This is a genomic window from Dehalobacter sp. 12DCB1 (assembly GCF_004343605.1).
GTDB lineage: Bacteria > Bacillota > Desulfitobacteriia > Desulfitobacteriales > Syntrophobotulaceae > Dehalobacter.
The window spans coordinates 236,101-256,093 of sequence record NZ_POSF01000014.1; the positions used below are offsets into that span (position 1 = coordinate 236,101).

Here is a 19,993-nt window from a genome sequence, read left to right on the forward strand (position 1 = left end):
AGCGCTCACCTACAGCTTTCTCATCTTCATATTCAGCGTCCCGGTCGATGCCGGCTTGACATAAGCCGCGATCAGGGCCGAAATATCAAGATCGTCCGCACTCTTGTCCGACCCGCTGGTTATCGTGTAACTATAATCCTTGAAGGTCTCACTCTGGTATTTCTTCTGCGGATCCTGAGGGGCGGTAGTGGCGTAGAACTCAGCAACAAGCTTCGTCGCGATTTTAATGTCTTCGGGGATGGTCTGGTACTTCTCCACATCCGTGAAATCATTATTGGTGCGGTGGATGATATAGTTCTCTGCGCGCGCAATATCGACCAGAAGCTTAGCGTCCGGCCGATTCTGTACGGTTTCAAACTCGGTATAATCCTTGACCTCCGCCGGCGTTACCCAAGGTCTTGTTGCCATAGCAATGCGCCCCCTTACTCAGGCAGGCGCATTGCGAAGACGTAAACTTCAGCTGCTCCGGCGGCAGCCGCAGTGCCTGTCTGGGTGTATTTGGCCTTGACGGTCTTTTTAGCCGCGCCGGTTTCCAGCCAGGTGTTGGCCTGGTATGCGCCGACTGTGCCCTCGGTGACAGCGCTGGCGTCCAGTAGATCATCGAGCTCAGCGTCTGTGCCGACTGTCAGCACATTGGTGGTGCCGGCGTCAAAGGCAGCGGTCACTTTGCAGACCACTTTGGTGATGATATGGTTGGCCGGAACATCCACCAGGGCGACGCCGGTGGCGACGTTGGCGGTATTGAATTTGATTGCGCCGGCGAAAACAGCCTGCTCGATACCGCAGGCTCCATCGTTAAACTTATTGGTCAGTTTCATGGCCTATCCTCCTATTCTTCCTGGAAAGGAATTTGCGAAGAATCACCGTCATCCTGCTGGTCGTCGGTGGTCTCCTGATTTTCGGCGTTTTCATCCTGCTGGCTGGTGGCCACAGCGGCCTCAGCCGCTGCGTCGATAGCTGCCTGGATTGTTTCCACCCGCTCTTTGTTGGTCTTGCACTCCGAAATGTCCACATTAAGGTCAGTCGCTTTGGCAACCAGCTCATCTGTGGTCATTTTGCTTAAAGCCTTCGGCAGATCCGCGGTGGTTACAGCGGACGATGACTTGACGTCATTTAACAGATTCGCGGCAGGGGCAGCAGGAGCAGCAGCTCCCACAATTTCGAAGTAGCCGGTGGCCACAGCAGCCTCGGCTTCCTTCTTTGTCTCCACCGAAATAAAAGGCTTATCCTTCGTTGCTTTCAGGGCCCCATTCAGCCCGCCGCGATAGGATAAGCCTTTGGTGAGTTTAAGTTGGATGGACATCTTACAGAGCCGCGAGGCCTTTGACGATAACGGCGGCATCCAGTTCTTCGATAATGGGGTCGAAGTCCAGATGGATGACATAGAAGCGTTTGTCCTGCATGATCGCTTCTTTGCCCTCGGTTGTTTTGCGGATGATGACGTTGTAGCTGTTGACGGCAATCAGGTTCTTCGGATTGGTCAGGATGATTTTGTCATCGGGAAGAGACGGAACTTCAATTGTCGGAATAGCGGCCGGGCTATTGATGAGGTTGTCGGTGATGCCGCCGCCGACGGTAATCAGCTGATTGATGAGGTAGTTTTCCCACTCCTGTTTGCGGTGGGGGCTCATCATCCAGCGCAGCTTGCCGTTGTTGTATTTGTTCGGCATCTTCTTCAGAGCGTCGTAGTAGACATCCACGCTCATGGCGCCGGAGCTGATGGAAGTGCGGTCCTCGACATGGCCGCCGTTCAGCATCTGCTTGATCCAGCCGTCATTGAGCTTCAGGAAGTCATAGTCGGGGTCGCTTTCCAGCGTGGCGATGTCGCCGTTCATGTAGATGTCTTCCAGATCGACTCCCAGTTGACTGGTCATCAGGCTGCTGATGGTGTCTTCGAGGCTTTCCCCTTCGATATTTTCTCTCAGGGTTTCTTCGGTGATTTCCCAGGGCAGGCGAGCAGCTGTGCAGGCATACTCAACCTTGCCGAAGTTCGGCTTCGCGCGGTAGTTGTCATCGGTACCTTCAGTTTTCTTCCGCAATAGACGGCTGGCAATACCGATTTTGTCCAGTTCACCGGTTTTGGCTCTTCTGAGTTCGTGGCGGATCAGCGCGCCGAGTGGGGTTGCGTCGAAAGTCTGACGCAGGAAGGTACGGGACTGCTCCGGGCTTAAGAGACCGGCGGTTACATCGCTGGTCTGCAGCGCGGATTTGGTGATGATAGCCTTGTTGTTTCTCATGTCAGTTCATCCTTTCTTTAGTAAGATTACAGAATGCCGTGGAGATAGTGCTGGCCGTTCTTTTTGACCGGATCGCTTTCATCGTTGAGATTTGAAGCAATGCCCTTGGCCTTTAGCACGTCCGAAAGTTCTTTTCTGACCACTTCGGCGATGTCTTCCTTGGTCAGAGCGGCTTCGCCGCCGTCTTCATCGTCCTCATCATCGCCCAGGGCTTTTTTGATTTCCGCCTGGATGATGGAAGCGATGTCTTCCTTGGTCACAGGGGCCGTGGTGGTTTCTTCAGCAGGCTTAGCTCCTTCGGCTTTTTCCACCGGTGCGGCAGGCTTGGCGGCCGCTTCCATCGCCTTTTTGATTTCGTCCTGAATCATTTTCTGGATGTCTTCGGGTTTCATGTCAGTGTCCTCCTTCGCGTTTTTTTCGACTGGATCTTCTTCCTCTTCAGCAAACTGAGAGGTAAAGTCACTCAATGCCTGGGCAATCTCGTCGAGCTTCGTCTTATTGGCGGTGCTCATCTTCTTCCCGGCTTTGATAACTTCTTTGTCAGCTGCCAGAGTCTTCATGATGTTGGGCTCTGCCAAAACCTCGGTTATGATTTCCGAGAATTCAGCAAGGGCTTCCTGGATGGTTCTTTCATCCTGCTCATACTCGTACCGGTCAGTATTCCAGTTGTACCGGTAGAGCATATCCTGCAGAGTGCTGAATGCTGTCCAGAAGCGGGTGCTTTTGATGCGCGCGTTGTAGTTATCCATCATCGCGCCCTTTTCTACCACGTCCAGACCGAGCAAACCTGCAAACTTTTGCAGAAGCCCCTTCTGCTCTTTCTGCACGTCCTGATTTGTGGAAGCGTTCTTGTCTCCCATGTCCTGACCCCCTTTCTCTACGCCTTTTAAATCGACGTCTTGGTCGCTATATTTACCGACACCGCCCATGGAGAAGCCGGTAATCTCCTTTTTCTCGACCTTTTCCCAGATGGAGGGGTCAGCAATCTCGACCGTCATCAGCCATGTGCCTTTTTGAATCACCTCGCCGGCGATGGTTTCATCGCTCTTGGTGACCCACGTTTCCACGACTGTCGCGGATTCCAGCTCCTCAAAATCGTGCTGGAGGTCTACTTTATCGCCGTTTTTGGCAAACCAGTAGGCAGCTTTGAGAATCTCATCCTCGGTCATATAATTGTCATGGGAGTCAGCCACCATCGGCTCATAAACGACACCGGTGATATAGTGCCTGTCGGCATCTATCTTGATGATCCGGCCAACGCTCTCAAACGATGCCGCGCCGGCCTCTGCTTTGGTGATAAGGAACTGGCGTTTATTTGCCGCCTTATCCACCAGCGAAACGAATGAAATCTTGGCATCAGTGATTTCATACGATTTTGTAACCTTCAAAACTCTCACCTCCTTCCCAAGGGCACTAAAAAAACGTGTCCGAGAACACGTTAATTCGCTTACGCTTATCTGGTTACAGTGACCGGCTCGCCTTTTCCTTTGCGGGCGAGCATGGCCACGGAATAGGGCAGGCAATGTCTGACTTCATCATCGCTCTTATAGAACCATATTGTTACCTCATCCTGGCTCCCGATATCAAGCTCGTTGAAGATCTGCAGCAGTGTGTCATCGACGGTATCTTCAGGTACGACAACGTAATAATAAAGCCGCTTCCGCTTGGCCTTGTATTCCTTCATGTGGATGACTTCATACTCCATCCTGGTCTTTCTGCGGAATAAGGCCGCTAACTTGGCAAACATGAAAGCCCCTCCCCTTATTCAATTCCGGCTGCTGCCCGGTTTGAAGCGTTAAGTTCTACTTCCCAGACGAAGTTATCCTTATCGATAGCCTCCTGCTGCAAAGCTCGGCGATCTGCCAGAGACAGCCCCAGGATATCCTCGTTCACGATGGCCCGGTGGATGCAGTGGCAGTTCACACGCTCGGAGGCAGGCAGTGCTGTGTCTCTGGGAAACATGGCCTCATAGGTCCCGTTCGGCGCGGAAATGACAAACGGCTCATTCTTGTCCACGATGGTGCCGTCTAAGGCCTGGTGGTGCGGCCGCGGTTTGTTCTTGTGCTCCCCAGTATGCTTCCATTCTTTGCGGTCAACCGCCGGGCTCTGCAGGATGGCCTCCTGTTTGGAATAGGAGTGGGCGGTCAGCATCTCCGTGATGGCTGTCGCTCGCGCCCGGGTGCGGGAGAATCCGTAAGAATCAGTGAGGCGTTCCATCACCGTCTGGATACTCTCGCCTTCGTCTAAGGCATTGTCCAGTATCCGTTGCAGCTCGTTATGGGAACCGAGTTTCATGATCTGACCCAGCTCCTCGCTCCAACTGTCAATCCAGTCAGAGGCCCGGTTGCTGAACATGGAAAAAGCCAGGTCTTTGTCGATATCCTTGATATAGGCGTCGATCAGGCTGCGCATGGCACCGTCGAACACGTCCTTGAAGATATCGGCAATCTCCTGATTGGTCAGATCGCCGGCCAGCAGAGCAGGCAGGACATTCTCCAAAACATTTTCCAGTTCTGCGCCTTCCAGGCCCTGCATGTAGTAATCCAGCTGGTCGTTTAATGCCTCGGCCAGCCTGTCTTCCAGCGTGTTAATGTTTTCCACGCTTTCGGCCGGATTGATATAGCCTTCACTTTTGAGCTTATCGATCAAATCGTCATCGGCAGCCTTAAGCAGGACATCTATTGCTTCAATAACGCATTCGAACATCAGCTCACCTTCCCATCTAGGGCGACCAGGGCCTTCCGGATTTCTTTCATCACAGCGATGACATTATCATCCTTAGACGATATGGCCTTTTGGATAGCCTGGTCAATCTGCTGAGTAAGATTCTGCGGGCCTCCGGTCGTTCCGCCAGCGTTGGCAGTGTTCATGGCATTCACCTGTCCACGAGATACCGCCAATGGTATATCTCCCCAATCTCCTTCGTATGGTTCAGCAACCCGACCGAGGGTTTCCAGCGTGATTTCCTTGGCGATATTTGGAGTCAGCCCGCCGGCGCGCTCGGTTACATTCAATATCTTGGTGACATCGTCCGGATTGGTGATGTCCGGATTCCTGAAGCCAACTTCGACGTACTTGAACTGGTACCCGTTCAGGAGCTTGTTATTGATGGTCCATGCCAGACTTATGCGTTCAGGAATGAATACCTGCTTTTCCGTGACCTCCATGGCCGTCTGCGCAGTCGCCCGGTTAAAGTCCGTTGTGTACCCGGTGTAGAGATCCGGGAGGCGGAAGGCCGACTGCGTCTTCTTGCGGCTGTTTTCCAAATAGTCCTGAAACAGCTCGTCTTTTTGCAGGATGGAAGCCAGGTCTTTGATTTCCACGGCCGGCGTTTTCTCCGTTTCAAAATCGACCTTATTCTCATCCTCTTCGACTTCGAGAACGATGAATGCATGCTGGCCAGATTCGCCCTTGATGCCGTTCATGTACTCCGTCAGCTTTGTAAAGCTTTCGTCGGAGAGAGAACCGCCCTTGACCACAATCATCAGCGGCGTATGCCGCCCCTCGGTGAAGTAGTTGTTGTTCAGGTTCTCAGCCTTCCGGGCACCGTCCACGCTTAATACCTGGCCAATCCAGCGCACGGTGCCGTAATCATTGGTCCCGATGGAGAATTCCAGGATCTCGTTGGCTTGGTTGCTCAGCTCAATCGTTTCTCCATCTTCCGCATATTTGCCAGTGCGTTTATCCATCTGCCGGGGATCGCCGATCTCTCTGAAGTAGACCGTCTTGCCGTTTTTCTCCTGCTTGTACTTGCAGAACTTCTTCATCCGTTTGATAACCTTGCCTTTGTAGAAATACTCAATTTCTACAGACGGCTCAAGCGGGTGCGTCTTCTTAATGCTCGGCGTGTCCCGTATAAACTCAACCTGATTGACTTCGTTGGCAATATTCCGCAGCACTTCCAGGTAAGAGACGCCATAGGTTTCTCTGGACTCAATGATATCCTCAAAAACTTCCTTGGTGTCCATGTCCAGATTTAAAAGCTCAATGATCTCCTCGGCCCTGGTATATTCTGCAGCCATCTCTGGAGTTTCCTCGACGTCGTCCTGATATTTGATTTCGATGCCGAAACCCACAATGTTGTCCTTATAGGCCCGGATACATTGCGGGAGAATCGTCGAATGCTCGACCATATCCTTAAAGCCTTTTTGTTCATAGTCCGGCTCCAACCAGAGGACGCCGTCTTTTTTCTCATTAATAGCCTCCGGCTTGTCGGATTTCTTGATTGGCGTTGCCCGCGGCTCCGAGGACTTGATTACTTTGGCCGATATGGCTTTACTCAATGCTTCTCATCTCCTTTCTTTCGGTCTTTCATGGCAACCGGCAGGCACAGCAGAAGGACGCAGTCCGCTTCGTCTGGGCTCGGAAGCCCCCGCTTCTTCATGTCGTCCTTGCTCTCGATTTTGATTTTGCTGTTGTCGGTCATGGAATATTTGCGGGCTGAGAGCTGGCCGACCAGGTCATTGTCATTCGGCAGGATCAGCTCTACCGGTTTGGTTTTGCCGTCCTCATCCTCCTGGCTCAGCAGCTCCCGGACCGTGTTCATCATGTAGGTCGTGCTGTCGTAGTAATATCTGTGCTTAATCCGGACACCGAACTTGACCGGGATAATCTCCATCCACCAATATTGAGCAGGATTGCTCCGCTTAATCTGTCGGAGCCGGTCGACCACGCCACCGCCGACGCCACCGTCATCCACCTTGATGGGGATTTTGAATTTATACTCGGATTTATCAATTAGCGTCTGGCCCAGGAAAGCGATATCCGCGGCCGTGCGCATAGTGTCCTGTCCGTTCCGCTTCTTGAAAAACTCCACCTTCTCGTTGATTTTAAAGCCAATAACGGTTTTGTCGTCGCCGAAGCGGGCCACGTCGCAGCCGATGTCGATGGTTTCCACCGGTCTTTCCTGGGCCTCGGCCATGATGCTGGCCTCGATCAGCGCGAGCGGGATATAGACATCGTCCTCCTGCAGAGGAAACTGGCCGAATACGCGGACCCGGACAACGTTGCTATCCTTGCCGTATTTGCGGATCAGGGCCTCGATGTTCTCCTTGTTCGTCCTTCTGCTATCCAGTGATGATACCGTATGGCAGCGGTACAGGGCACGGTCTGAGGTATGGCTGTCATAAAAAACACCCGACGTTTTGGTCGGGTTGCCACACATGAGCAGCTTGTTGTTCACACCGGACAATGTGCCTAAAATCGCTTCCAGAATGGGATCCGATACACCGGACGCCTCATCCACGATGAAAAGCATATTGTCCTCGTGGAAGCCCTGCATATTCTCCGGCCGGGTTGCCGTTCGCGCTACCGCGAACCAGCGTTTTTCATAGCCCAGCATGTAGACATAGGTCTTGGTCCATTTGAGGATATTGGATAAGAGTACGCTTTTGGCCTGCCACTTAGCAACTTCGCTCCACAGGACATCATGCAGCTGACGCATGGTCGGTGCCGTAGCCACGACACGGGCATTGTCAAAGCAGGTCAGGAACCATAAAAGGGCGGCCGCTTCGACGCCGGTTTTCCCGACGCCCTGGCCGGACTTTATACTCACCCGGTTACTCTCAGCGATATCATTCAGAGCAGCTTCCTGCCATTCATCCGGCTCGAACTTCAGCACCTCGCGACAAAACAGGGAAGGATTCTTTTGGTACTGCGGAATCTTGATCCTGAAGAACTGACGGCGGGTCACTTTAGAGCTTTTCTTCGTCTTCTTCGTTGAAGTCTTCGTCGTCATCACAGTCATCACCGCCCATCAGTCCAGCAATCCAGTCGTCAACCAGCGCATTACCTTTTTTCCCCTCTTCCAGCTTCTGTCTTTCCAGTCTCAGCCTGTTCAGAGCTTCGATGCACCGGGTTTTCTTAGCCTGGACGCGTGTTAGTTCCGCCTCAAGCTTCTGGATAACCTCAAATATGGATATAGTCCGGGTTGTGGTTTCGACCTGAGTCTGTTGATTGTCATAAACGACATTACCCTTGATTTCCAGCTTCCGAGACACGACGCTTTCCAGTGCCAGACCGCCCTGGGCGTCTTTCTTTCCCTGGATGCTTTTCATCAACCGGCGTTCGCGCACGGAGAGAAGGGCTATCTGCTCTTGCAAAAGCTGTTCTTCCTCATACTGCATGTCAGCAAGCATAGCCCGTTCATCATCGTCGAGTGTGTCCCAGTAGATTTTTTCATAAACTCCATGCTTGAAATTATTCTTATTGCCCTCAGGAGCACCATGGCCAGCAGCGTTTTTATTACCTTGCTGACCTCCACGCTTTTTGGTAACGTTACTTTTCTTTTTATCTTTTCCTTTTGGTAACGTTACTTTATCCCACCCGTCCTGATTCTTCCATTTCCTGACCTGGGTTTCCGATACTCCAATCTCTGCGGCTATGTCCTTGAGCAAGCGGTTTTTCCCCGAGGCAAGCCACAGCTCATGAGCTTTTTCTCTATTAGGGCTTCTTGCTCTTGGCACATCACCACCTCATCTCATTTGCTGAATTCGTTTGAACCGGAAAATTACATGGATCACGTGCAATCAAGCCATTGTTTGGCGACCTCTGCGGCGATAAGTTTCATCATCAAAGGAGGAACACTCATTCCGCAGACGTATTGCACATCTTGTCCATTAAAATTGTAATTGTATGGGAATGTTTGACAGTTAATAATATCGGCATCAGAGAACAGGCTATCATCATATGCCCGATAAAGACTTCCGCCGGCTGTAATTGTCGGAGCGACCACATTATCCCATACGATCGGATTGTTAAAACCAGATTTCTTTTGAAAAATTCGCTCGTTAATATCGGCAATACAGGTATCTGTGCTGATCTTTTGCTTTAGAAGTTCTTTTGTTTGCGGTGATACCGGCTTACCCTTTGCGGAGCGAATAGTTCCAAAGGCAACCGTGGATTCATCAAAGTTTAATTTAAGCTTCGGATAATCCAACTCTTTCCGATGCCCGATGAAAAATACACGTTCTCTGCGCTGCGGAACTCCCATTTTGGCCGAGTTCAGGCAAAATATCTGGGTTTTGTATTCCCCTTTTTCCAATTGGGATAAAATCTCATTCACATAGCCCTTGGCCTTCCCCAGCACCAGACCTTTAACATTTTCCGCGATAAATACTTTAGCTCTCAATTTCACCAGCAGCTTAATGTATTCAAAGAAAAGATCATCTAAGGTTTGAGCTGCTTGCCCTTCCCGAAAGTGCTTTGTTTTACCCCATCCCTCTTCTCTCTCTCCGGCAATAGAGAAAACACTGCAGGGTGGCGAGCCATCCAAAATGTCCAGGGAATATAATTCCTCAGGAAGATCATCAAGGTTGACAAATTTGCGAATATCCATCAGATAAGAGTATTTAGGATGATGGTTGGCTTTGTACATTTCTGCGATTTTAGCGTCGATTTCGCAATTCCCGATTACATCATAGCCAGCCAGCTTATATCCCATACTAGAACCGCCACCACATGAGAAGGTAGAAAAAACCTTATAGCCGTTGCGGGGAATATTTTCGATATCCCTTAAGCTCCATTCCATGGTCATACCTCAATAGAGAAAGCCGCAACGGGGGCATTTATGCTCAAATGCCTCATTACTAAATTTCTCTAAGTCTATTTCTCCGATTTCCTCCAGTGCCTGTTCGCCTTTAAGGATGATTTTCTCAATTTCTTTCCCTACAAAGCCTGTAATTTCTGCCAGACCTTCTAATGCTAGTTCATCTAGGAGAACTGCGAGCTTTTCCATATCCCACCGGCCGCTGATTTTGTTCAAGGCAATATTCAGAGCCTTCTCACGTTTGTCATCAATGTTTACAACAACACAGTCCACTTCAGTGTAACCAAGGTCTTTTAACACCTTATGGCTTTGATCTCCGCCGACTATATTCCCTGTTCCCTCATTCCAAACAATAGGCCGCACAAATCCGAACTGCTGAATGCTTTGCTTTATTTTTTCATAATCCGGGTCTCCCGGCCGTAAATCATCCCGAGGGTTATACGAGGCAGAATTTAATTCACTGATTTTTTTCTTCTCGATTTTCATGCAATGTCTCTCCTTTTATTTTCTTGGGGTTTTCTCCCCGGTTATCCCCGAAAACCCCACTGATTGGCGTTTCAGCTTCGGTTTTGGGAAGGCGGACGCATTGAGGGAAGAAGCAAACCTCAACGGTTCCGCCGGACTTTATTTTCCACACGCACTTAGCGCATAAATCCTCCTGTCTCATATTTTCCTCCATTAAAAAAGCCGCCATCCCAGAGAAGGGTGACGGCCTTGGCGTTTTGGCAATTAGAATTTTACGAGTTTACCATACCATAAGGGCAATTTGACAGTCAAGTGACGCAAAATTGACACCTGCAATTATTCCTTTTTCAGCCCGTCAATGCCGAATATTAAAGCACTTAGCTTTTCTGTGGCTCTATCAATATCACGATAAACCGTACGTTCGTCAGTATGCTCGGCTGCTGCTATCTCTTTTACGGTTAGAATATCGTCTACTATATAAAGCGCCTTAATAACCCGGTACCTGCGGTCATCCTCCGGTTTATCCGAGCGGCTGCAGATGATTTCGTATATATTCAGCATTTCATCAATGTGCGTGATGATGATTCTGGTCCTGGCCACACTCCGCTTTATGCTTTCTACGAAGACCTCGCTTTCCGATGACGCTTCATAAATCATATCTAAAATATCTATGGCGTTTTCATCTAATTGGGATTTCTCAAATATGGCGTTGGATGTATGCTCTTTAAACATACGATAGTTCCGCAGCAACATCCGGGTATTTCTGAGACGCCTGTCATACCTTGACTTCTGAGCCTTTCTCTTCTCTTTGTCCAAGGTTTCCAGAGCTGCTCTCGCGCCGGCTTCAGCTGCAATTTTGATAATGTCAGCCTGTGCCGGTGGATGATTTTTAGCCATAGCTTCCGCCCTCCTTTATATGATTGATAAATTTTACCTTTTTCGGTATACTGTTCTTAGGGTTTCGGGGAGAGCTGAAGTTCTCTCTTTTTTTTATGGCTTTTTGGATTTGAAATGTGAAGTTAATCACTGTTTGTTAAAGTATTTTAAGCCCTAATTTTTTGTAAAAAGCAACGAGGTTTTCGATACTGATACTATCCTCTCTTGGTCGGGCTTCAATCTGTATTTCTATGTTATATCCAGTTGCTCTGATTTCTCTTATAGCCAGCCGAATTAGGTTTTTTGCATGTCCTTTTTGTCGGTATTCCGGCTCAACATACAGATTGTAAATCAAAGCGGTATCATTGGCTTCGATAGAGTAGAAACAGTATCCGTATTTGTTATGGATAAAGTTTTCATTTTCTTCCATAAGCTCTAACCCCTTTTAACCGCCTATGGCCCTAGCAACATGCACCGTTTTCATATCGTCATCATGCAGCCCGAAAGGGAGCTCGGCGCCTTCAGGGAATACCCATAAATGGTACATACCTGCCTGATCTATCAGGCGGCTTTCAGCAGGGAATACCTCAATGGCGAGCACCTCTTTGCCAAAGAGTTCATTCTTAATCCGCTGTTTTTCCGCCCAGGGGATGTCCGTGTTATCGGCATTTCTGATGCAGACGTGTTCGATTTCTCCCCAGGCGGTTTTTATCTTCCGGGACATGACGGCGTACTTATATCCTTCACGCCATGCGCGGTCAAGCTCGTTTACCCAACCGTCACCGTATCCGCATTCTTTTGGGGATCGTTCTTTAATCCAGTTCGGCATATTAAATCACCTTCTTTGTTTATTCTCTTAAACGAGATAACCCATACCCAAGGGTTTTGCTCCCAGGAGCCACGCTTGGCGTTGAGGCTGTCCCAAAGTTCCTTGTACTGAAACTGCGCGTATTGATAATTCCAGTTTTTAATGCTTTCGTGTGTTTCCGGATCAGGGTTCCGAATTTCATTGTCTGTATCAATACCTTCAGCGATAACGTCCTCAACCGTAATATCTTGCAACCTCTCCACCTTGACGTCGGTAATCTGCAAGAAGAGCCGGCAGGCCTTCCGAGGCATGAAGATAGCGGGGAGCTTTTTTCGAAATTGCGCCTTATATTTTTGGAGTATGATATTGCCTGAAAACGGCTCTATTTTAACCGTGGTGTCTACATCAGCGAAGCTCACATCGAAATCGTCGGTTGTCCTATTACTCCGTAAGAATCGACCTTGCCAAGACCATGATGTTATCATTCCATCAGTAGGTGCATAATCACTTCTCTCCAGTTGCCAAATGTACCGCTTCCCTGTTTCTAGATCGACTATATCGAGTTTTGAGCTATGCTGCCTTTCTAAACCCTGAGCAATATATCTTTTACACTCGCTTATCCATGTTGTCTCCCGCACCCATAGAATGTCGCCCGGCTGGCCGTAAGGACATTCCATGGGCAAGTCGCTGATCCGCGGCATTAATAACCCGCCAAAGTTCTTCCGCAACCATTTACCGTCGAGAAAATCATCCATAGTGTTTCCGGACGGCTGTGGTATGACAATCCTTCTCGTCTTCCATTTGCGATCATTCATGATGGCCTGAACCATGGGGGTGGAATAAAGGATCGGTGTCTCTTTCATCTTATTTTCCATTCTGCTCACCACCGGTCTGGCTTGCGATTGCCTCGGAACATTCTATCGGCACTGTTGCGCTACAGTGCGGGCAGATCCAATCGTGGTAAGAATCCGCCGAATAAACCGGTTGCTTACACCCCGGGCAGATACGTTTTTCCATTCTGATCAACTCCCTCAATAAGAATCTCTTATACGAAATTGGACTAAAGTACAGTAATGTTGGGTACGTTCGTCGGCATAAACAAGTTCTCTCTTTACCTCACGCAATGAAACTGTATAGTGATTGTTATTGTCAAAGTCCTCTTCGATCTCGTTTATGCTTTTTTCAACATTTGCATTATGATCTTCAATTGAAACGGCTTCTGAATCTATGGCATATACAATTCCATGCCATTCGCCTTTTAAAATTTCAGATGGAACCGGTATCCTCGTAATTGTTTTATTATCCATTTTCTCCGTTACCTCCTAAATAATCTTTGTTACCATCTAAGGCTTTTATAAAATCTTCCGTGGTGTCATTTGCAAAAAGCCGTATTCCATTGTTCCCAAGAAATATTGCAATTGCTTCTCTCTGTTTTATGAGGTCATTATTCAGGCGGTCGATTTCTGCTAACAAAGCCGGAATATCAGTCCTAGCGTGGGTAGTAAATTCTGCGTCAGCGTGAACCCAAAAATCATTAACGACAAATACTCCATCGCCGTTACGCACTTCCGAACCGTCTCTATGCCACGGTCCCGGTGTCGCCTTCGCACATCGCTCCCGGATTGCATCAAGTTCTTGTTTGTCCATCATGATTACCTCCGTCCAGTCTTGGTAATTCCCAATATTTCTCCGGGATAGGGATACTTGATGTTATTCTTCTGTATTTATCGGTGTCTATTTTTTTCTTAAACCAATCAATCAAAAAACGGTCACCGGTTACTTTATCCTCAATTACACATAACCTGCTAGGATGTTTATACTCACTCATCCCCGATCAACTCCCTTCAGTGGTTTTATTCCAAGTATAGATGTCCGTCAGATGCGTATATTCTTTGCTGTCTATTTCTCTGACTTCGCCTTTCTGCTTAAAGTGATCGCGTATTCTTTCTGGCGTCGCAAGTGCGGCAGGCGATCCCGGTTTCACGCCTACACATAGCGTAACTTTTTCATCAGGAAAATCGAAGTACCGATTCATGATGTCATTCATCCCCGTCCCTCCAATCCACGCTGCCATTGCTTGCATCCCGCAAAATAAAGGTTACTAATATCTTTCAAATAATTTTTACCTTTTTTGTTCTCACAGACATAATCATCCCCGTCCCATTCCTTATGTTCGCAATCCATGCAGGATAAGGATTCGATGTCTTTTATTTTACCGCCGCAGTACGGGCAACAACTCCACTCTTGTTCTTCTACTTGTTCCGTGTCAATATAACCTACGCCACATGTACACCGATAAAAGTATCCTTCTCGATCGGGATAGCCTTCCTCTGATGGGGTATGAATTTTATATTCGCATGTTTTTTCTGCATCCCGTTCAGTCTGGAGCCGATATATTTCGGCAAGTAATAAAGGTATATCAGTTCGAGCTTCTGCAATAAATATTTTGTCATTATAAGGAAATGATCCACCTTTTGGGACGGCATAAATTCCCCTATTACTACCACATTCACCGACTATGGCTATAATCTGCTCTAAAGAAAACCCGTTGAAATTATCCCCCTTTTTGCCTACATACCACGGCCCAGGAGTGGCCTGGTTACACCGTTGCCGGATACCATCAATTTTCTCTTTGGTTAGCATTTTTCTCCCCCCTCTAACTGTTTTGCTCGTTCATGTATAAAGTCGCTCAGATCAGCTTCGCGGAGCGCCCAATCTAATCCTCGGTACGATACCGCCACCGCTTTCCCGTTCTTACCAATAGCCCATCTTTCCGCCTTGACAGGATGGGAATTTCGGCATGTGATTGCTTCTTTTTGGCTTGACCATACCCTATTGCAGGTCGGACATCGGTACCATGTTTCTATGTGTGCCATCTTATTATCCGTTATCTCCCGCAGCTTTTTTATTCCATCTTGGCCCGTACAGTTCCTCAATTTCTCGCCGCAGGCCCCAGTATTTATCATGATATTCCTGATGTTGGCGCTCAGCTTGTCGCAGCTGTCTGTCCAGAACTTCAATGAATGGCTTGTTCCCGCTGCTTATTTGCTTACCTACTTCTCGGCAGAGTGACCGGATCAGGCTGTTTTTAAGAATCTGTTCATCCTCTCCGAGCTTCTGCCGAATAGCCTTTTTCACCGAGATAGCGTGACCGTATTTCTCCACGTAGACACCTATGTGCTTTGGAATATCCTGTTTAACCTTCTCGTAGAGATCCTCCGGCATGACGTAATAATTAAAGTGACCGATGAAAGAATTATGGTTTTTGGAGCAGAAATCGGACTTGGTGACTTTAACCTCATAGCACCGCCAGATCCCCTTTGTGTCATAGGTCATGAAGTCAACTCGCTCTTTGCCGAACCAGCCGATCGTTACCTCGAAGCAACCGAACACGCCCATCTTGTGCGTAGCTCTCCATATTAAATTTTCAAGATGTTCGGTCTGTTCAGTTTTCATGGCTTTCTCCTAAGACTTTGTCGATTTCCCGAATAGCTTCTAAGGCTTTCTTCTCAATTCCCCTTGCCCGATCCCGTTTGCTGTCGTCAACCGTTCCCTTTTTGCGCCTGTCACCAGCTGCGCTGATAGTGAGTACTCCAAGGGAATAAAGATGGATTGTTTCTTCTAGGGCTTCGCGAGCCAGCTTCAGGGCTTGGTCTTTGGCTTCGATTTCCTCCAATAAATCCAAAAAGGTCTCAGTTTCTTTGCATATCATGTCCCAACCACCCTTATCTGGCGCACTCCGTTGTATACGATTTTTCCCTTCTTTGCCATCCGTTCCAAATAGCCCTGAACCGTCGAGCTGCTGTAAAGACCCACGCCATCGGCTATTTCCCTGATTGATGGAGCCCACTGGTTCTTGGCGTGGAAGTCCTTTATAAAGTTGAGGATATCCTGTTCTCTATTTTGGCTCATTGGGATCCTCCTTGCTCCAAGTCTGTTTTGAACTGATAGACCTTTTCGACATACTCATTTTCGAGCCCATATTTTTTTGACATATTCCTTGCAGCCGGTGATTCCCCGGTTGTAGGAGATAAGCATTAAGCTGAACGTATCCTCGTCGGAGTAGCCATGGTTGGACCAGTAGTCCCGGAGATAATTGAGGTACCAGACACCGACCGCGATGTTCTGCCGTGGGTCGAATGGGTCAAAGTCCCTAATTCTGACTTCTTCGCTTACCCAGCCGCCGGTTCCCCGGGAAATCTGCATGAGTCCCTGGGACGATCCTGAGTTGGCCGTCTCGATGAATCGGCTTTCGGTATATATCACCCCGAGTACCAGCTCGTAACTGAGCCTGTATTCCTCGCAGAGGTCATAGGTATACTTTTGAAGTTCGGCTGGCATTGGAATGTCATAGATGGGATAAACCTTTTCAGGCTCGGCCATGGCCTGGACCTGGGCTTCAATGACTTCCTTTTGCGCTTCCTGGTCCTGGGTCAGTTTCGCTTCGGTGCAGCCGGCCAGAAGTAACATGAGTAACATAAGTAACATAGGCAAAAAGGGTTTTTTCACTTCTCAGCCTCCTAGAATCATGTCAATCCTCTGTCTGATCTCGCTGTCTACACTCGCCATTTTCAGCTGGCGTATAATCCGCAGATTTTCCTCGACGCCCTGCCAAAGTTCATTCTCGTCCGGAATTGGAATTTCCACGCTGTCCATAGGCTCATCCGCATTTTCAATCCAGACAATAACGTTGCCTATATCCGGCTCATCGGGCTGCTGCTCTGCTTCTGATTCTGGGGGGTTGTTATTACGTGTATTCTCCCATTTTTTCCGCTGTAATCCGTATTCCTTAACCCAAGCATAAACCGTGCTGGTCTTGGCTCCGTATTTTTGGGCAATTTGCCCGTTGGTCATCGTCATGCGATCTTTTTCCAATTCCTCTTTGGTCGGTTTCAATGGGTTCTTAGGCATGTCTTCTCCCTCCATTTCTTGATTTGGATAGTTCCGCCAGCTGTCAGGTATAACCCAGGCCAACGGCTTATATTCTTCCGGCTCGGAAAGCGGAATGACCTCACCGGTCTGGTTATATCGTTCAACGTCAAATTTATATTTGAGACACGGCATAGGTTTATCCGTCCCGGCGGCCCGTGGAAGCAGATTTCCCCTCTGGCGGTTGATATGGTATTCTCTGGACATATCAGATTCCTCACAAATCTTTTTCAGTTCTTTGTCCAATCTAAAAGGTTCAGTATCTTCGCCTCATCCATCCTGAGATTCTGCATGAAAGGATCTCCGTCAATGGCCATTGAGTTCCCATGCTGGCATTTCATCCCGGAAACCACTCCCATCAGCTGGCAAACAACCGGCCGCACCGGGTAGATAAGGCATTTTTTCTGTTTGTTATCCCGGAACGGGCACCTGTGGAGCTTCATGCTGTTTTTCACCGCGTGGGCTTTTTCGGCGGGATGACCAGCAAGAAACTCTTTTATCGTTTGAATCTCCTTATGACTGGCCGGGATAATTCCGCAGCAGGCACCACAGTTTTTGCAGTTTTTATGGGCGGGAATATTCAGTAGCATCATAACGGCCACCGTCAAGACGTCCGAAGCGGCAGGATAAGGGCCGAGAGTTCGCCGGCGTCCAACGTCATCGGCTGATTGGTATTTCCCAGCGTTACCTCGACGTTTTCACATTCAAAGGACTTCAAGCATTCCGTCAGATATACCCCGTTGAAACCAATGGAGACAGGTGTATCGACCAGTGCAGAGAGGCTGATTTCCTCCTGATAGTTGGAAATAGCAGAATTGGTTGAAATCTGCAGGCGGTCTTCCGTAAAGTCTAGCTTGACAATCCCTTTGTTTCTTTCCTCCATGCAGATCATGCAGCGTCGCAAGCCTTCCAGGAATGTTTTGCGCTCTATGATGGTGGAATTATCGTATTTGGTGAATACCCCTTTGTAGTTGACATAAGTCCCTTCAATCAGCCGGGCATAAGCGGTGAAGTCCTTGGTCTTAAAGACGGCGTTGTTCTGGCCGTAGGATATTTCCACATCCCCCTGGATGCCTATGCTCATCATCTTCTGAAGCGTCGCCTGGGGTACCACGAATTTGAATTCCTTATCGTATTTCATCTTGAACCAGGACACCCTGTGGCCGTCGGTGCCAACAATGCTAAGCTGTCCTTCTGTGGAATCGAAGCAAACACCCGTCAGGATTGGCCGGCCGCCATCCGTGGCAACGGCGTACATGACTGCTTTCAGGGCCTTTTCCAGCTCCCCGCCGTCCACGGAGCCGACAATATCTTTTCCTGCAAACGGCACTACCGGAAAAGATTCCGGGTCCATGCTGGCGAACCGGTTGTTGATGTGGCTGGCTTTGATAATAATGCCATTGCTCTCATCCGGGGTGATTTCAATAGGCCCGTCCGGCAGGTTGCTAATAAGCTCGATAGCCTTTCCCGGGATGATGAAGGGTTTTTCCTCAACGTTTGCTTCCAGCGGGATTTTCACGCCCAGCTCCATATTCGTAGCAGTAAGGCTGTTCTCGCTGACTAAGACGCCCTGCGCGGCACCACCGGTAAAATCCAACATCCGGGATGGGATAACCGTTTTCAGTTTCGCCAACTTGGGCGCTATCACCGATTTTTCTATGATCATAAACTCATCACTCCATTCACTGATTTACTTGCCTTATTGATTGATACGACGTTGTCCAGGGCGTCGAATATGCTTATCTGCTGGCCTACCCTGCGTAGCTCATTCCATCCCGGGAACTCGTCGTCGAGGATGTTGATAATGTCGGCCTTCGTTCCGACCCAGTTCTTGCCCAGCGTGGCCACCATGTTGTCCCAGTCCTCGATGTCATGGGGCTTGATATCGCCGTCCGTGTCGATATGCCGAAGCTCGTGGTATATGGTGGCGATCAGCTGATCTTTGCTCATCTTCTCCAGATAAAACTGTTTGAGTTCCATCACATAGCCGTAACCCCAGGTGTCCTCTAAATATCTGTTCGCCTTTCCAATTCGGGCGACCCATGTCTTTTTAGCGATGCCCCCCCCGATGGGGTCCAAGAAATGTTTTCGAGGAAGAGGATCCGGCTCGGCATAACATGCTTTATTTCCTCGAACTTTTTGACAAGCTTCTGGGCTATCGGCCGAAACTGGTAATTCTTTATCCAGTGCTTTTCACCGAACTGCCCATTGTCAATCAGACCGATCCGGTGGATCTTCCCGTCGTCCGTATTCTGAGTAAACTGCAGCTGGAAATCCCCGTCGAATTCCTGGTCGAGCAGAACCTCGCCCGAATACTTATCCACAATTTTCACAACTTTGTTCATCTGATACCCTCCAATCCTGGTAAATAATCCAGTAATATGCCGCGGGCTGAGCGGACCTCGATCATGTCTTCCACCGCAATGTAGTTGGCGTTTCGCTTGCCTTTGTTCCGCTGCCAGAAGTCCCAATGCTCCAGCACCAGGGCGCCGGGGATAAGATAGCGTTTGTCCATCGGCTTAATGAGGCAGAGGATAAATGACATTTCGTTCATGGCCAGCGCTTCCCTGATGTAGTCGATTTGGTGAGGTTCGATGTAGCTTAGCGGGAGGCCGCGGCCGTCTTCCGATTCCTTGCAGTCGAAGGATACTGAGAAACCGCCCTTGACCGTTCCCCTGAAGTCCAACGTGCTTTTGCCCTCAGGAAAGGCCTTGACGATCTGATTGCCGCGACGGATAACCTTCCATGGTGTGCTTATCTTCTGGATGAGCGCGATACCCTTCTGCCGATAGGCTTCATTGGTAATCATTATTTCCTGCTCAAACAGCACGCCTTTGTTGGCCATCCGGAAGTTTTTCGGCGCCGGCTGGATGTGTGTCATCAGATATAGCCCTCCTTCTCCGCGAATATCTGAAGCTTATAAACGGTGGATTTCCCGATTCCATTGCCGGTACCGCTCTTGATATCCAGGTCCTGGATGAATTCGGACACTCGGTTTTTGCTGCCGGCGCTCCCAGCACTCAGGCTATCGATGTAGCGGCAAAGCTGTTCATCAGTCATCTTCCGGATCCGGACGGCCCTTTCATGCATCATTCTTTCCTGATCGTTTTTTCTGCAGTTACGTCTTCCCAC

Annotated in this window: 33 protein-coding genes; all 33 read right to left on the bottom strand. The window is 49.0% G+C overall.

All coding sequences use genetic code 11. From position 1 onward, the window contains the following. Positions 1 to 9: 9 nt before the first annotated feature. The gene (locus C1I38_RS07970; RefSeq protein ID WP_131929899.1) at positions 10 to 408 is read right to left on the bottom strand and encodes a DUF3199 family protein; all 399 of its coding nucleotides are present in this window, start codon (positions 406 to 408) and stop codon (positions 10 to 12) included. 14 nt (positions 409 to 422) lie between these two features. Then, complete coding sequence (locus C1I38_RS07975; protein ID WP_131929901.1) at positions 423 to 818, bottom strand: hypothetical protein; 396 nt, start codon at positions 816 to 818, stop codon at positions 423 to 425. Positions 819 to 829: 11 nt separating this feature from the next. Then, on the bottom strand, positions 830 to 1,303 hold the full coding sequence (locus C1I38_RS07980; protein WP_131929903.1) for a hypothetical protein: 474 nt from the start codon (positions 1,301 to 1,303) through the stop codon (positions 830 to 832). Position 1,304: 1 nt separating this feature from the next. Next, a complete protein-coding gene (locus C1I38_RS07985) occupies positions 1,305 to 2,237 on the bottom strand; it encodes a hypothetical protein (RefSeq protein ID WP_131929905.1) in 933 nt (310 codons plus the stop codon). A 26-nt stretch (positions 2,238 to 2,263) separates the two neighbouring features. Beyond that, positions 2,264 to 3,625 (bottom strand): XkdF-like putative serine protease domain-containing protein, encoded by a 1,362-nt coding sequence (locus C1I38_RS07990; protein WP_165904926.1) that lies wholly within the window; start codon positions 3,623 to 3,625, stop codon positions 2,264 to 2,266. A gap of 65 nt (positions 3,626 to 3,690) precedes the next feature. Next, positions 3,691 to 3,984: a hypothetical protein gene (locus tag C1I38_RS07995; RefSeq protein WP_131929909.1), complete on the bottom strand. Its 294-nt coding sequence runs from the start codon at positions 3,982 to 3,984 to the stop codon at positions 3,691 to 3,693. A gap of 14 nt (positions 3,985 to 3,998) precedes the next feature. Next, positions 3,999 to 4,943: a phage minor head protein gene (locus C1I38_RS08000; RefSeq protein WP_131929911.1), complete on the bottom strand. Its 945-nt coding sequence runs from the start codon at positions 4,941 to 4,943 to the stop codon at positions 3,999 to 4,001. Next, positions 4,943 to 6,520, bottom strand: a complete 1,578-nt coding sequence (locus C1I38_RS08005) for a phage portal protein (RefSeq protein WP_131929913.1) — start codon at positions 6,518 to 6,520, stop codon at positions 4,943 to 4,945. Before C1I38_RS08005 ends, C1I38_RS08000 begins: the two co-directional genes overlap by 1 nt. Then, on the bottom strand, positions 6,517 to 7,974 hold the full coding sequence (locus C1I38_RS08010; protein ID WP_131930009.1) for a DEAD/DEAH box helicase family protein: 1,458 nt from the start codon (positions 7,972 to 7,974) through the stop codon (positions 6,517 to 6,519). The genes C1I38_RS08005 and C1I38_RS08010 overlap by 4 nt, the downstream gene beginning before the upstream one ends. Beyond that, complete coding sequence (gene terS / locus C1I38_RS08015) at positions 7,931 to 8,701, bottom strand: phage terminase small subunit (protein WP_131929915.1); 771 nt, start codon at positions 8,699 to 8,701, stop codon at positions 7,931 to 7,933. Before terS ends, C1I38_RS08010 begins: the two co-directional genes overlap by 44 nt. Positions 8,702 to 8,754: 53 nt before the next feature. Further along, positions 8,755 to 9,765 carry a DNA cytosine methyltransferase gene (locus tag C1I38_RS08020; protein ID WP_207668619.1) on the bottom strand — a complete coding sequence of 337 codons (1,011 nt, stop codon included), beginning with the start codon at positions 9,763 to 9,765 and terminating at the stop codon, positions 8,755 to 8,757. 9 nt (positions 9,766 to 9,774) lie between these two features. Further along, positions 9,775 to 10,269, bottom strand: coding sequence for a ParB N-terminal domain-containing protein (locus tag C1I38_RS08025; protein WP_131929918.1), 495 nt, complete (start codon positions 10,267 to 10,269; stop codon positions 9,775 to 9,777). Next, positions 10,241 to 10,450, bottom strand: coding sequence for a hypothetical protein (locus tag C1I38_RS14015; protein ID WP_165904927.1), 210 nt, complete (start codon positions 10,448 to 10,450; stop codon positions 10,241 to 10,243). The genes C1I38_RS08025 and C1I38_RS14015 overlap by 29 nt, the downstream gene beginning before the upstream one ends. A 134-nt stretch (positions 10,451 to 10,584) precedes the next feature. Continuing rightward, on the bottom strand, positions 10,585 to 11,145 hold the full coding sequence (locus tag C1I38_RS08030) for a hypothetical protein (RefSeq protein ID WP_131929920.1): 561 nt from the start codon (positions 11,143 to 11,145) through the stop codon (positions 10,585 to 10,587). Between the two features lie 136 nt (positions 11,146 to 11,281). Further along, a complete protein-coding gene (locus tag C1I38_RS08035; RefSeq protein WP_131929922.1) occupies positions 11,282 to 11,554 on the bottom strand; it encodes a GNAT family N-acetyltransferase in 273 nt (90 codons plus the stop codon). A 15-nt stretch (positions 11,555 to 11,569) separates the two neighbouring features. Further along, positions 11,570 to 11,953, bottom strand: a complete 384-nt coding sequence (locus C1I38_RS08040; RefSeq protein WP_131929924.1) for a hypothetical protein — start codon at positions 11,951 to 11,953, stop codon at positions 11,570 to 11,572. Then, on the bottom strand, positions 11,893 to 12,807 hold the full coding sequence (locus C1I38_RS08045; protein ID WP_131929926.1) for a hypothetical protein: 915 nt from the start codon (positions 12,805 to 12,807) through the stop codon (positions 11,893 to 11,895). Before C1I38_RS08045 ends, C1I38_RS08040 begins: the two co-directional genes overlap by 61 nt. 156 nt (positions 12,808 to 12,963) lie before the next feature. Beyond that, a complete protein-coding gene (locus tag C1I38_RS08050; RefSeq protein ID WP_131929928.1) occupies positions 12,964 to 13,239 on the bottom strand; it encodes a hypothetical protein in 276 nt (91 codons plus the stop codon). Then, on the bottom strand, positions 13,232 to 13,582 hold the full coding sequence (locus C1I38_RS08055; RefSeq protein ID WP_131929930.1) for a hypothetical protein: 351 nt from the start codon (positions 13,580 to 13,582) through the stop codon (positions 13,232 to 13,234). Before C1I38_RS08055 ends, C1I38_RS08050 begins: the two co-directional genes overlap by 8 nt. Then, entirely contained in the window at positions 13,560 to 13,760 is a 201-nt protein-coding gene (locus tag C1I38_RS08060) for a hypothetical protein (RefSeq protein WP_131929932.1), read from the bottom strand. The genes C1I38_RS08055 and C1I38_RS08060 overlap by 23 nt, the downstream gene beginning before the upstream one ends. A gap of 6 nt (positions 13,761 to 13,766) precedes the next feature. After that, the gene (locus C1I38_RS08065; protein ID WP_132102118.1) at positions 13,767 to 13,979 is read right to left on the bottom strand and encodes a hypothetical protein; all 213 of its coding nucleotides are present in this window, start codon (positions 13,977 to 13,979) and stop codon (positions 13,767 to 13,769) included. Beyond that, a complete protein-coding gene (locus C1I38_RS08070; RefSeq protein WP_131929936.1) occupies positions 13,976 to 14,575 on the bottom strand; it encodes a hypothetical protein in 600 nt (199 codons plus the stop codon). Before C1I38_RS08070 ends, C1I38_RS08065 begins: the two co-directional genes overlap by 4 nt. Before the next feature lie 237 nt (positions 14,576 to 14,812). Then, entirely contained in the window at positions 14,813 to 15,388 is a 576-nt protein-coding gene (locus tag C1I38_RS08080) for a hypothetical protein (RefSeq protein ID WP_131929938.1), read from the bottom strand. Further along, complete coding sequence (locus tag C1I38_RS08085; RefSeq protein WP_131929940.1) at positions 15,378 to 15,644, bottom strand: hypothetical protein; 267 nt, start codon at positions 15,642 to 15,644, stop codon at positions 15,378 to 15,380. The genes C1I38_RS08080 and C1I38_RS08085 overlap by 11 nt, the downstream gene beginning before the upstream one ends. Then, positions 15,641 to 15,844, bottom strand: a complete 204-nt coding sequence (locus C1I38_RS08090) for a hypothetical protein (protein WP_131929942.1) — start codon at positions 15,842 to 15,844, stop codon at positions 15,641 to 15,643. Before C1I38_RS08090 ends, C1I38_RS08085 begins: the two co-directional genes overlap by 4 nt. A gap of 54 nt (positions 15,845 to 15,898) precedes the next feature. Next, complete coding sequence (locus tag C1I38_RS08095; RefSeq protein WP_131929944.1) at positions 15,899 to 16,441, bottom strand: transglycosylase SLT domain-containing protein; 543 nt, start codon at positions 16,439 to 16,441, stop codon at positions 15,899 to 15,901. 3 nt (positions 16,442 to 16,444) lie between these two features. Continuing rightward, positions 16,445 to 17,068: a hypothetical protein gene (locus C1I38_RS08100; protein ID WP_131929946.1), complete on the bottom strand. Its 624-nt coding sequence runs from the start codon at positions 17,066 to 17,068 to the stop codon at positions 16,445 to 16,447. 23 nt (positions 17,069 to 17,091) lie between these two features. Further along, positions 17,092 to 17,454: a YkgJ family cysteine cluster protein gene (locus C1I38_RS08105; RefSeq protein ID WP_131929948.1), complete on the bottom strand. Its 363-nt coding sequence runs from the start codon at positions 17,452 to 17,454 to the stop codon at positions 17,092 to 17,094. Positions 17,455 to 17,465: 11 nt separating this feature from the next. Beyond that, complete coding sequence (gene dnaN / locus C1I38_RS08110) at positions 17,466 to 18,527, bottom strand: DNA polymerase III subunit beta (RefSeq protein ID WP_131929950.1); 1,062 nt, start codon at positions 18,525 to 18,527, stop codon at positions 17,466 to 17,468. Further along, a complete protein-coding gene (locus tag C1I38_RS08115; protein ID WP_243109298.1) occupies positions 18,524 to 18,940 on the bottom strand; it encodes a putative metallopeptidase in 417 nt (138 codons plus the stop codon). The genes dnaN and C1I38_RS08115 overlap by 4 nt, the downstream gene beginning before the upstream one ends. Then, the gene (locus tag C1I38_RS08120) at positions 18,868 to 19,206 is read right to left on the bottom strand and encodes a hypothetical protein (RefSeq protein WP_131929953.1); all 339 of its coding nucleotides are present in this window, start codon (positions 19,204 to 19,206) and stop codon (positions 18,868 to 18,870) included. Before C1I38_RS08120 ends, C1I38_RS08115 begins: the two co-directional genes overlap by 73 nt. Next, complete coding sequence (locus C1I38_RS08125) at positions 19,203 to 19,742, bottom strand: Holliday junction resolvase RecU (protein ID WP_131929955.1); 540 nt, start codon at positions 19,740 to 19,742, stop codon at positions 19,203 to 19,205. Before C1I38_RS08125 ends, C1I38_RS08120 begins: the two co-directional genes overlap by 4 nt. Beyond that, a complete protein-coding gene (locus C1I38_RS08130; protein WP_131929957.1) occupies positions 19,742 to 19,993 on the bottom strand; it encodes a hypothetical protein in 252 nt (83 codons plus the stop codon). Before C1I38_RS08130 ends, C1I38_RS08125 begins: the two co-directional genes overlap by 1 nt.

Bases quoted from the DNA above. Each gene is read 5' to 3' on its own strand.
- C1I38_RS07970 (WP_131929899.1), bottom strand. From the start codon at position 408: ATGGCAACAAGACCTTGGGTAACGCCGGCGGAGGTCAAGGATTATACC.
- C1I38_RS07975 (WP_131929901.1), bottom strand. From the start codon at position 818: ATGAAACTGACCAATAAGTTTAACGATGGAGCCTGCGGTATCGAGCAG.
- C1I38_RS07980 (WP_131929903.1), bottom strand. From the start codon at position 1,303: ATGTCCATCCAACTTAAACTCACCAAAGGCTTATCCTATCGCGGCGGG.
- C1I38_RS07985 (WP_131929905.1), bottom strand. From the start codon at position 2,237: ATGAGAAACAACAAGGCTATCATCACCAAATCCGCGCTGCAGACCAGC.
- C1I38_RS07995 (WP_131929909.1), bottom strand. From the start codon at position 3,984: ATGTTTGCCAAGTTAGCGGCCTTATTCCGCAGAAAGACCAGGATGGAG.
- C1I38_RS08000 (WP_131929911.1), bottom strand. From the start codon at position 4,943: ATGTTCGAATGCGTTATTGAAGCAATAGATGTCCTGCTTAAGGCTGCC.
- C1I38_RS08010 (WP_131930009.1), bottom strand. From the start codon at position 7,974: ATGACGACGAAGACTTCAACGAAGAAGACGAAGAAAAGCTCTAAAGTG.
- C1I38_RS08020 (WP_207668619.1), bottom strand. From the start codon at position 9,765: ATGGAATGGAGCTTAAGGGATATCGAAAATATTCCCCGCAACGGCTAT.
- C1I38_RS08025 (WP_131929918.1), bottom strand. From the start codon at position 10,269: ATGAAAATCGAGAAGAAAAAAATCAGTGAATTAAATTCTGCCTCGTAT.
- C1I38_RS14015 (WP_165904927.1), bottom strand. From the start codon at position 10,450: ATGAGACAGGAGGATTTATGCGCTAAGTGCGTGTGGAAAATAAAGTCC.
- C1I38_RS08030 (WP_131929920.1), bottom strand. From the start codon at position 11,145: ATGGCTAAAAATCATCCACCGGCACAGGCTGACATTATCAAAATTGCA.
- C1I38_RS08035 (WP_131929922.1), bottom strand. From the start codon at position 11,554: ATGGAAGAAAATGAAAACTTTATCCATAACAAATACGGATACTGTTTC.
- C1I38_RS08040 (WP_131929924.1), bottom strand. From the start codon at position 11,953: ATGCCGAACTGGATTAAAGAACGATCCCCAAAAGAATGCGGATACGGT.
- C1I38_RS08045 (WP_131929926.1), bottom strand. From the start codon at position 12,807: ATGGAAAATAAGATGAAAGAGACACCGATCCTTTATTCCACCCCCATG.
- C1I38_RS08050 (WP_131929928.1), bottom strand. From the start codon at position 13,239: ATGGATAATAAAACAATTACGAGGATACCGGTTCCATCTGAAATTTTA.
- C1I38_RS08055 (WP_131929930.1), bottom strand. From the start codon at position 13,582: ATGATGGACAAACAAGAACTTGATGCAATCCGGGAGCGATGTGCGAAG.
- C1I38_RS08060 (WP_131929932.1), bottom strand. From the start codon at position 13,760: ATGAGTGAGTATAAACATCCTAGCAGGTTATGTGTAATTGAGGATAAA.
- C1I38_RS08065 (WP_132102118.1), bottom strand. From the start codon at position 13,979: ATGAATGACATCATGAATCGGTACTTCGATTTTCCTGATGAAAAAGTT.
- C1I38_RS08070 (WP_131929936.1), bottom strand. From the start codon at position 14,575: ATGCTAACCAAAGAGAAAATTGATGGTATCCGGCAACGGTGTAACCAG.
- C1I38_RS08080 (WP_131929938.1), bottom strand. From the start codon at position 15,388: ATGAAAACTGAACAGACCGAACATCTTGAAAATTTAATATGGAGAGCT.
- C1I38_RS08085 (WP_131929940.1), bottom strand. From the start codon at position 15,644: ATGATATGCAAAGAAACTGAGACCTTTTTGGATTTATTGGAGGAAATC.
- C1I38_RS08090 (WP_131929942.1), bottom strand. From the start codon at position 15,844: ATGAGCCAAAATAGAGAACAGGATATCCTCAACTTTATAAAGGACTTC.
- C1I38_RS08100 (WP_131929946.1), bottom strand. From the start codon at position 17,068: ATGTCCAGAGAATACCATATCAACCGCCAGAGGGGAAATCTGCTTCCA.
- C1I38_RS08105 (WP_131929948.1), bottom strand. From the start codon at position 17,454: ATGATGCTACTGAATATTCCCGCCCATAAAAACTGCAAAAACTGTGGT.
- dnaN (WP_131929950.1), bottom strand. From the start codon at position 18,527: ATGATCATAGAAAAATCGGTGATAGCGCCCAAGTTGGCGAAACTGAAA.
- C1I38_RS08120 (WP_131929953.1), bottom strand. From the start codon at position 19,206: ATGAACAAAGTTGTGAAAATTGTGGATAAGTATTCGGGCGAGGTTCTG.
- C1I38_RS08125 (WP_131929955.1), bottom strand. From the start codon at position 19,742: ATGACACACATCCAGCCGGCGCCGAAAAACTTCCGGATGGCCAACAAA.